The 9,021-nt window shown below is 65.4% G+C and carries 11 protein-coding genes; 9 read left to right on the forward strand and 2 right to left on the reverse strand.

Translation table 11 applies throughout. The features are described 5' to 3' along the window. The first annotated feature begins 82 nt into the window (after positions 1-82). The 9 genes from WKW79_RS26555 to WKW79_RS26595 all read left to right on the forward strand — a co-directional run bounded on the left by WKW79_RS26555 (position 83) and on the right by WKW79_RS26595 (position 6,324). Positions 83-673, forward strand: coding sequence for an HD domain-containing protein (locus tag WKW79_RS26555; protein ID WP_340338221.1), 591 nt, complete (start codon positions 83-85; stop codon positions 671-673). 26 nt (positions 674-699) lie between these two features. Continuing rightward, complete coding sequence (locus WKW79_RS26560; protein ID WP_340338222.1) at positions 700-1,473, forward strand: class II aldolase/adducin family protein; 774 nt, start codon at positions 700-702, stop codon at positions 1,471-1,473. Between the two features lie 6 nt (positions 1,474-1,479). Next, positions 1,480-2,379, forward strand: coding sequence for a bile acid:sodium symporter family protein (locus WKW79_RS26565; protein WP_340338223.1), 900 nt, complete (start codon positions 1,480-1,482; stop codon positions 2,377-2,379). Positions 2,380-2,425: 46 nt separating this feature from the next. Then, positions 2,426-3,238: a substrate-binding domain-containing protein gene (locus WKW79_RS26570; RefSeq protein WP_340338224.1), complete on the forward strand. Its 813-nt coding sequence runs from the start codon at positions 2,426-2,428 to the stop codon at positions 3,236-3,238. Positions 3,239-3,305: 67 nt separating this feature from the next. Further along, positions 3,306-3,653, forward strand: coding sequence for a hypothetical protein (locus WKW79_RS26575; RefSeq protein ID WP_340338225.1), 348 nt, complete (start codon positions 3,306-3,308; stop codon positions 3,651-3,653). 45 nt (positions 3,654-3,698) lie between these two features. Then, positions 3,699-4,442 (forward strand): ABC transporter substrate-binding protein, encoded by a 744-nt coding sequence (locus tag WKW79_RS26580; RefSeq protein WP_340338226.1) that lies wholly within the window; start codon positions 3,699-3,701, stop codon positions 4,440-4,442. Positions 4,443-4,695: 253 nt separating this feature from the next. Continuing rightward, positions 4,696-4,905: a hypothetical protein gene (locus tag WKW79_RS26585; protein WP_340338227.1), complete on the forward strand. Its 210-nt coding sequence runs from the start codon at positions 4,696-4,698 to the stop codon at positions 4,903-4,905. 38 nt (positions 4,906-4,943) lie between these two features. Further along, positions 4,944-5,654 (forward strand): CoA transferase subunit A, encoded by a 711-nt coding sequence (locus tag WKW79_RS26590; protein ID WP_340338228.1) that lies wholly within the window; start codon positions 4,944-4,946, stop codon positions 5,652-5,654. A gap of 1 nt (position 5,655) precedes the next feature. After that, on the forward strand, positions 5,656-6,324 hold the full coding sequence (locus tag WKW79_RS26595; RefSeq protein WP_340338229.1) for a CoA transferase subunit B: 669 nt from the start codon (positions 5,656-5,658) through the stop codon (positions 6,322-6,324). Positions 6,325-7,092: 768 nt separating this feature from the next. Here the strand turns inward: WKW79_RS26595 and WKW79_RS26600 are convergent. Next, positions 7,093-7,578 carry a VOC family protein gene (locus tag WKW79_RS26600; RefSeq protein ID WP_340338230.1) on the reverse strand — a complete coding sequence of 162 codons (486 nt, stop codon included), beginning with the start codon at positions 7,576-7,578 and terminating at the stop codon, positions 7,093-7,095. Beyond that, the coding region (locus tag WKW79_RS26605) for an ATP-binding protein (RefSeq protein ID WP_340338231.1) at positions 7,575-9,021 on the reverse strand (1,447 nt) is incomplete at its 5' end. The genes WKW79_RS26605 and WKW79_RS26600, both read right to left, overlap by 4 nt.

Here is a 9,021-nt window from a genome sequence, read left to right on the forward strand (position 1 = left end):
GGGCATTGAATTGTTAATTTTCCGACAGTCCAGCGCCCCCCGGAAAACCTACATTGACCCACCCCAGACGGCAAATCAAAAGATGAACACAAGAGCAACCTTCGTCCGCATGCAGGACAGCACCCGCGAAGACTGGCAAGCCATCGGCGGCGAATTCATCGAATTCACGCGCGGCCTGCCGGAGCGCGTGGCCAGGCACCTGCAGATCCTCGAAGGCGACTACGGCGGCTTCCCGGTCGACCGCTACACCCATTCGCTGCAAACCGCCACCCGCGCCCTGCGCGACGGCCGCGACGAGGAGTACGTGGTCTGCGCCCTGCTGCACGACATCGGCGACACGCTCGGCACGATGAACCACCCCGACATCGCCGCCGCCATCCTCAAGCCCTTCGTCAGCGACGAGAACCACTGGATGGTGCAGAACCACGGCATCTTCCAGGGCCACTACTTCTTCCACCACATCGGCCTGGACCGCAACCTGCGCGAGCACTTCCGGGCGCATCCCTGCTTCGACCGCACCGCCGAGTTCTGCGAGCTCTACGACAACCCGGCCTTCGACCCGAAGGGCGAGACCTTGCCGCTGAGCGAATTCATGCCGATGATGCAGCGCGTCCTGATCCAGCCGAAGCAGAGCCTCTACAAGGCCGCAATCGAACAGCCCGCCACCGTCTGACCACCTTCAACCCCAGGAGCCCCACCATGAACGCCAACACCCAAAGAGAAATCAGCGAAGTCCATAAGCTCGTCTCCGCCGAAGAATGGCAACTGCGCGTCGACCTCGCCGCTTGCTACCGCCTCGTCGCGCTGTACGGCTGGAGCGACCTGATCTTCACGCACATCAGCGCACGCATCCCGGGCCCCGAGCACCATTTCCTCATCAACCCGTACGGGCTGATGTTCGACGAGATCACCGCGTCGAGCCTGGTCAAGGTCGACCAGGACTGCAACAAGCTCATCGACTCGCCCTACCCGGTGAACCCGGCCGGCTTCGTGATCCACAGCGCCATCCACGCCGTGCGCGAAGACGTGCAATGCGTGTTGCACACCCACACCAAGGCCGGCGTCGCGGTGAGCGCGCAGAAGGACGGCATCCTGCCCATCAGCCAGCAATCCACTTTCGTGCTGGCGTCGCTGGCCTATCACGGCTACGAAGGCGTGGCCATCCGCGACGATGAAAAGGCGCGGCTGCAAAAGGACCTGGGCGACGCCAACTTCTACATGCTGCGCAACCATGGCCTGCTGACCTGCGGCAAGACCATCGCCGATGCGTTCCTGGCGATGTACACCTTCGAGAACACCTGCCAGATCCAGATCGCCGCGCAGGCGGGTGGCGAGCTGACCCAGGTCGACCCGCGCATCGTCGAAGGCGTGGGCCATGCGATGAAGGTGCAGACCGGCGGCCTCGGCGGGCAGTTCGTCTGGCCGTCGCTGATCCGCAAGCTGGACCGCATCGACCCGAGCTACAAGGACTGACGCGCAGTGGACGGCACGCTCATCGTCACGCGCTTCCTGTTCGGCGCGTTGGCGCTGGTGATGTTCGGGCTGGGGCTTTCGCTCTCCATCGCCGACTTCCAGCGCCTCTTCAAGCATCCGAAGGCGGTCGGCATCGCGCTTCTGTTGCAGGTGGTCGGGCTGCCGCTGGCCTGCTACGCGATCGTGGTCGGCTTCGGCCTGCCGCCGCTGTACGCGGTCGGGCTCATGCTGCTCGCGGCCTCGCCGGGCGGCATCTCGGCCAACCTGTTCTCGCACCTGTTCGGCGGCAATGTCGCGATGAACATCTCGCTGACCGCGGTGAACACGCTGCTGTCGATCGTCACGCTGCCACTGATCGCCAACTGGGCCATCGACCACTTCGCCCGAAGCGGCCAGGTGGTGCCGATCCAGACCGGCAAGCTGCTGGAGGTGATCGGCATCGTGCTGGTGCCGGTGGTGCTGGGCATGTTCGTGGCGTCGCGCCGGCCCGGTTTCTCCAAGCGCATGGAGAAGCCGGTCAAGGTGTTCAGCGGCGCGGTGCTGGCGGTCGTGACCGTGCTGGCCATTGCCAAGGAATGGAACTCGATCGCGACCGCCTTTGCGCAGATCGGCCCGGCCGTGGTGCTGTTCAATCTGCTGAGCCTGCTCGCCGGCTACTACCTGAGCCGTGCCGCGGGGCTGGACAAGGGCTTGTCGACCGCGATCAGCTACGAGATCGGCATCCACAACTCGACGCTGGCGATCTTCGTCGCGCTGAGCGTGCTGGGGAGCTATACGCTGGCGCTGGCGGCGGCGATCTACTCGGTGGTCGTGTACATCACGGCGCCGCTGTTCGGCATGCTGTTGCTGCGGCGGCGCGAGACGGCCGAACCCGCGTTAACCCTGAGACCAGCGAAGGCGGATTGACAGCTTGGGTGCCTAGGATTTGTCTTCAACTCAAGGAGACAAGAACATGGCCTTTCCCAAGCACGCTCTGACCCGGCGCGCCGCCCTCCTCGCGGCCGCCCTGGCCCTCGCCGGTTGCGCCGGCCTGGGCGGCAGCCAGTCCGGCGCCGGCAAGACGATCAACGTGATGACCTCGGGCGGCTTCACCGCGGCCTACAACGAGCTCACGCCGGCCTTCGAGAAATCGACCGGCTACAAGGTGCAGACGGCGTACGGCGCGTCGATGGGCGCGGCGAGCGACTCCATTCCCAGCCGCCTCTCGCGCGGCGAGCCGGCCGACATCGTCATCCTCGCGCGGCCCGCACTGGATGCGCTGGTCACGCAGGGCAAGGTGATCCCGGGCAGCCAGGTCGACCTGGTGCGATCGTCGATCGGCATGGCGGTGCGCAAGGGTGCGCCCAAGCCCGACATCAGCACCGTCGACGCGCTGAAGCGCACGCTGATCGCGGCGCCGTCGATCGCTTATTCCGCCAGCGCCAGCGGCACCTACTACGAGAACGAGATGCTCAAGGACCTCGGCATCGAGGCCCAGGTCAAGCCGAAGAGCAAGCGCATCCTCAGCGAACGCGTCGGCACCGTGGTGGCGCGCGGCGATGCGGCGCTTGGGTTGCAGCAGGTGAGCGAACTGCTGCCCATCGAAGGCATCGATTTCATCGGCGTGCTGCCGCCGGGCGTGCAGCGCGTGACCATCTTCTCGGCCGGCGTCTCGACCAGCAGCAAGGACCCGGCGGCGGCGCGGCAACTGATCCAGTACTTCACCAGCCCAGGCGCGGCGCCGACCATCCGCAAGACAGGCCTCGAACCCGTCGCCGCCCCCTGAAAAGGGTACGGCGCGCGGCGGATGGCGGCTTAAACTCGCCGGCTCCTTCCCCCCTCCTGGAGCCCGCATGAAGCGACTTGCAACCGCCCTTGCCCTGGCGTCGATTGGCGGGCTCTTCTCCCCGTTGCATGCGGCCACGCTGGACGCGAAAACCTGGTCCATACAGATCACGCCACTCTGCGGCGAAAGCGTGACCGACTGCGAGCAGTTTGCCTTCGCCGGCATCGAAAAGCGCAACGGCAGCGAGCTCAACATGACGGGCAAGCCGGGCCAGCGCGCCTGTGCGCAGCCCTGCGAGCCCAATGGACTCCAGTTCTACGACGGCCCCACCAGCTACTTCATCAGCCGCGACGGCTGGCTGATCGTGACCACGCCGCGCAAGCCCGTGGTGCGCGAACTCGGCATCTGGAAATGAAAGCCCACCCCCGCAGCGCCTGCTGCGTTCACCAGACCCTGAAAGATGACCCTCTCCACCGACCCGACCCTGCAACGCAACTTTGCGCCCCATGGCGTGCTGCGCGCCTCCATCAACCTCGGCAACCCGATCCTTGCCAATCGCGACAAGACGACCGGTGAGCCCGTCGGCGTATCGATCGACCTGGCGCGTGCGCTGGGCAAGCGGCTCGGACTGGAAGTCGAGTTGGTGGTGTTCGAAAAGGCCGCGCAATCGGTCGATGCGGTGCGCAGCGGCAAGGCCGACATCGGCTTCTTCGCCGTCGACCCGGCACGCAGCGAAGGCCTGAGCTTCACCGCGCCCTATGTGCTCATCGAAGGCTGCTACCTGGTCAAGCAGGACGCCGCCTTGCAGGACAACGCACAGGTCGACCGCGACGGTGTGCGCGTCGCGGTCGGCAGCGGCAGCGCGTATGACCTGTTCCTCACGCGCGAACTCCAGCATGCGGCCATCGAGCGCTACGTCCATGTGCCGGATTGCCTGGTGGCATTGCAGGAAGGCCGGGTCGATGTCGCGGCCGGCATCCGCACCATGCTGGAAGGATGGGCAGCGCAACACGGTGGCCTGCGCCTGCTGCCGGGGCGCTTCATGGTCATCCAGCAGGCCATGGGCATGCCGGCCGACCGCGGCCCGGGTGCTGCATCGGCGCTGGCGGCGTTCGTCGAGGAGATGAAGGCCAGCGGCTTCGTGGCTGAGTCCTTGAAGCGCCACGGCATCGTGGGCGGAACGGTCGCGCCGGCTGCGGGCTGAGCGTCCCGTCAGACGGCGATTTCGACAGCCGCCTGATCGACTTGGCCAAGGCCGGGTCACCTGTGCAAGGTATTTCGCCTCGTCTCAAGATCATGTGCCCCGGTCGCGCAGGACACAGTGCGCCCAGATGCGTCTTTTGTGCGGCGGCATGAAATGCGAAATGCATGTCGCAACTCGCGAAGCGCCGCATGCTCGCAAACCCTAAAGTTGCCTCAGCGATTGCGCTCATCACTTCCACGCACTGCGAGACAACATGAACTCCCTCGACGCCTCGACGATCTTCCCGGCCAACCAGCCGACATCCATCACCAGCGCCCCCTACGGCCCCGAATGGGAGCCCGAAGGTTTTCCGAACCGGGACATCACGGTCACGAGCGAGGCCCATGTCGTGGGCCTGCTGGGACTGTTCTCCGCGGCGCATCGTGATTTCTGCCGCACCGCCCTGGCCGCCAATCGGCGCTGAGCGCCGCATTGCCAACACAAGCACCCCATAGAGACAACATGGCAAACAAGATTTACGCTTCCGCCGATGCGGCACTCGAGGGCGTCGTAGCCAATGGCCAGACCCTGGCCGTCGGCGGCTTCGGCGTCTGCGGCATTCCCGAGGCGCTGATCGACGCGCTGCATGACTCGGGCGTCAAGGACCTCACCTGCATCTCCAACAACGCGGGCGTCGACGGCTTCGGCCTCGGCAAGCTGCTGGAGACGCGCCAGATCAAGAAGATGGTCGCGAGCTACGTCGGTGAGAACAAGGAGTTCGAGCGCCAGTACCTGGCCGGCGAACTGGAGCTGGAATTCACGCCGCAGGGCACGCTGGCGGAAAAGCTGCGCGCCGGCGGCGCCGGCATCCCGGCCTTCTTCACCAAGACCGGTGTCGGCACGCAAGTGGCCGAGGGCAAGGAACTGCGCGAGTTCGACGGTGAGACCTACGTGATGGAACGCTCGCTGGTGCCCGACGTGGCGCTGGTCAAGGCCGACGTGGCCGACAAGTCCGGCAACCTGCGCTTCCGCTTGACGGCGCGCAACTTCAACCCCGCCGCGGCGATGGCCGGCAAGGTCTGCATCGTCGAGGTCGAGAAGATCGTCGAGGTCGGCGAGATCGCGCCGGACGACATCCATCTGCCGGGCATCTACGTGCACCGCATCGTGCTGAACGCCACGCCGGAAAAGCGCATCGAGAAGCGCACCGTGACCACCACCCAAGGAAACTGACATGCCCTGGACCCAAGACCAAATGGCCGCACGCGCGGCGCAAGAGCTCGAAGACGGCTTCTACGTCAACCTCGGCATCGGCATCCCTACGCTGGTCGCGAACTTCGTCGGCGACAAGGAAGTCTGGCTGCAAAGCGAGAACGGCATGCTGGGCATCGGCCCGTTCCCGACCGAGGACCAGGTCGACGCCGACCTGATCAACGCCGGCAAGCAGACCGTGACCACGCTGCCCGGCAGTGCGATCTTCGGCAGCCATGACAGCTTCGCGATGATCCGCGGCGGCAAGATCAATCTGTCGATCCTCGGCGCGATGCAGGTCAGCGCCAAGGGCGACCTGGCCAACTGGATGATCCCGGGCAAGATGGTCAAGGGCATGGGCGGCGCGATGGACCTGGTGGCCGGCGTCAAGCGCGTGATCATCCTGATGGAGCACGTCGCGCGGAAGAAGGACGGCACCACCGATCTCAAGATCCTCGAAGCCTGCACCTTGCCGTTGACCGGCGTGGGCGTGGTCAATCGCATCATCACCGACCTGGCTGTGATGGACGTGACGCCTGAGGGCCTGAAGGTGACGGAGCTTGCGCCCGGCGTGAGCTTCGAAGAACTGCAGAGCAAGACGGGTTGCAAGCTGATCCCGATTCAACAATGCGTTGAACTGGCAGATCGCTGACGCGATCGCTCGGCGCCGACGGGAGTGTCGGCGCCATCGCCGTGCAGGTCCGTTGTTGAAGCGCGACGGGCGCCGGTACAGATAGCGCAGCCATGGCGGCGGTTGAGCGGAGCTCGTTCCTGAGCTTGCTTGGCTTGGCGTCCTGGCAGTTCGGATCCACTGCGAAGGCCGCCCGGCATGCCAAGCGCGCTGGTCGCCTTCACTGTGCCGGCCCCTTCGGGGCTCCCCTGCGGTGCCCGTCATTCGCGGGGTCTCGCAGAACTCGCTCCGCTGACGCTCCACTCAAACAGCTGCGAGCCCTGATCCGCGAATGACTGCGCTCCTCGGCGGCACAGAGGCGGCGCCCATCGCGCTTGGCATACCGGGCTCGGTGTTGCTCAAGGTAATTGTTCCCCTCCAGACGTCGAAATGCGCGCCCCTGTTGGCGACTCGCGCCAGACTCGGATGAGCGCGTCGTCAACCGATCCACGAGAAAGCGACGTGTGCCATGTTCGGAACACTCTCGGGCGTGCGGGGAAGCAAAGTGAACACCGGCCATTGAACACCTCTGAGCCCGGTATGCGGTGCGCGTCGGGCGCCGCCTCTGTGCCGCCGAAGCGCGCAGCGTTTGGCGGATCAGGGCCACATGCTGTTTGAGCGAAGCGAGTTCATGTGGACCCCGCCGAACGCGAGCACTGGAGGGGAGCCCCGAAGGGGCCGGCACAGTGAAGGCGCCCGGCGCGCATCGCATGCCGGGCGGACGTCGAAGCGATAACGATGCCTGTGAAATTACTGGGCCAACGCGCTGAACGCTGCAACCACTTCAGGCGGCGCCTGGACGAGTTCGATCAAGACACCCTCTCCCGCAATCGGGAATTCCTCATTCGCCTTCGGATGCAGGAAGCAGATGTCGAATCCCGCCGCGCCCTTGCGGATGCCGCCCGGTGCAAAGCGCACGCCCTTGGCACTCAGCCACTCGACCGCCACCGGCAGGTCATCGATCCACAGCCCGATGTGATTGAGCGGCGTGGTGTGCACCGCGGGCTTCTTCTCCGGGTCCAGCGGCTGCATCAGGTCGACCTCGACCTTGAACGGGCCGCTGCCGATGGCGCAGATGTCCTCGTCGACGTTCTCGCGCTCGCTGCGGAAGGTGCCGGTCACTTCCAGGCCGAGCATCTCGACCCAGAGCTTCTGCAGCTTCTGCTTGTCCGGGCCGCCAATGGCGATCTGCTGGATGCCCAGCACCTTGAAGGGACGCAAGGTGGTAGCGGTCATGCGAACTCCAGGATCACCTGGTCCACCGCGAGTGACTCACCCTTGTCCGCCGAGATCTTGCCCACCACCCCGTCCTGCGAGGCGAACAGCACGTTCTCCATCTTCATCGCCTCGATCACCGCCAGCTTCTCGCCCGCCTGCACCTGCTGGCCCGGCTTCACCGCCACTTCGACCAAGAGGCCCGGCATCGGCGACATCAGGTACTTGCTCAGATCCGGCGGCGCCTTGTAGGGCATGAGCTTCTGCAATCTCGCGCCCAGCGGCGACAGCACCATCGCCTCGATCTGCGTGCCGTTGTGCGACACGCGCAGCGCCAGCGGGTTCTTGCCGGCACCGCGTTCCACCTGGGCAGTGAAGGGCTTGTCGTTGACCGTGCCCTCGATGCGCACGCTGCCGAGTTGCGCCGTGCTGCAGATGCGGTAGATGTTGTCGCCCACCTGCACCGCGCTGCAACCGGTCTTGCCGTGGAAGTCGCTGACCGAGACGGGCGTATGGACATGTTCGCCCTTTGGCCCGAGCGTGACCACGACGAACTTCTCACCCACCTTCACGCCATGGCCATCGAGCTGGCCGCTGATGCCCGAGGCACGCGCGCGGTAGCGGCGGTTCATGAAGGCGGCCAGCGCGACGAGGAAGTTCGGGTCGTCGTGCGGCACGTCTTCCGCATGGAAGCCCTTGGCATAGTGCTCGGCGATGAAGCCGGTGTTGAAGTCGCCTGTCACGAACTTCGGGTGCGCGAGCAGCGCCGCCTGGAATGGGATGTTGCTGCTGACGCCGCGGATGACAAAGCCGTTGAGGGCCTCGCGCATCAGCGCGATCGCATGCGCGCGGTCGCGCCCGTGCACGATGAGCTTGGCGATCATCGAGTCGTAGTACATCGGGATCTCGCCGCCGTCGTAGACGCCAGTGTCGACCCGGACGCCGTACAGGTGCTCGGTGTCCGCCGAGAACATCGTTTCCTTGGGCGGCTGGAAGCGCGTAAGGCGGCCAGTCGATGGCAGGAAGTTGCGGAACGGGTCTTCCGCGTTGATGCGGCATTCGATGGCCCAGCCGTCTCGCTTCACGTCGGACTGCTTCAGCGGCAAGGGCTCGCCGGCGGCCACGCGGATCATCAGCTCGACCAGGTCGAGACCCGTGATGCATTCGGTGACCGGGTGCTCCACCTGGAGGCGCGTGTTCATCTCCAGGAAGTAGAAGCTCTGGTCCTTGCCGACCACGAATTCCACGGTGCCGGCACTTTGATACTTCACCGCCTTGGCCAAGGCCACGGCCTGTTCGCCCATGGCCTTGCGGGTGGCATCGCTGATGAAGGGCGAAGGCGCTTCCTCGATCACCTTCTGGTGGCGGCGCTGGATGGAACACTCGCGCTCGTTGAGGTAGATCACGTTGCCCTGCGAATCACCGAGCACCTGGATCTCGATGTGGCGCGGTTCCTCGACGAAC

Origin of the sequence: Variovorax robiniae, from assembly GCF_037889955.1 — a bacterium.
Classification (GTDB): domain Bacteria; phylum Pseudomonadota; class Gammaproteobacteria; order Burkholderiales; family Burkholderiaceae_C; genus Variovorax; species Variovorax robiniae.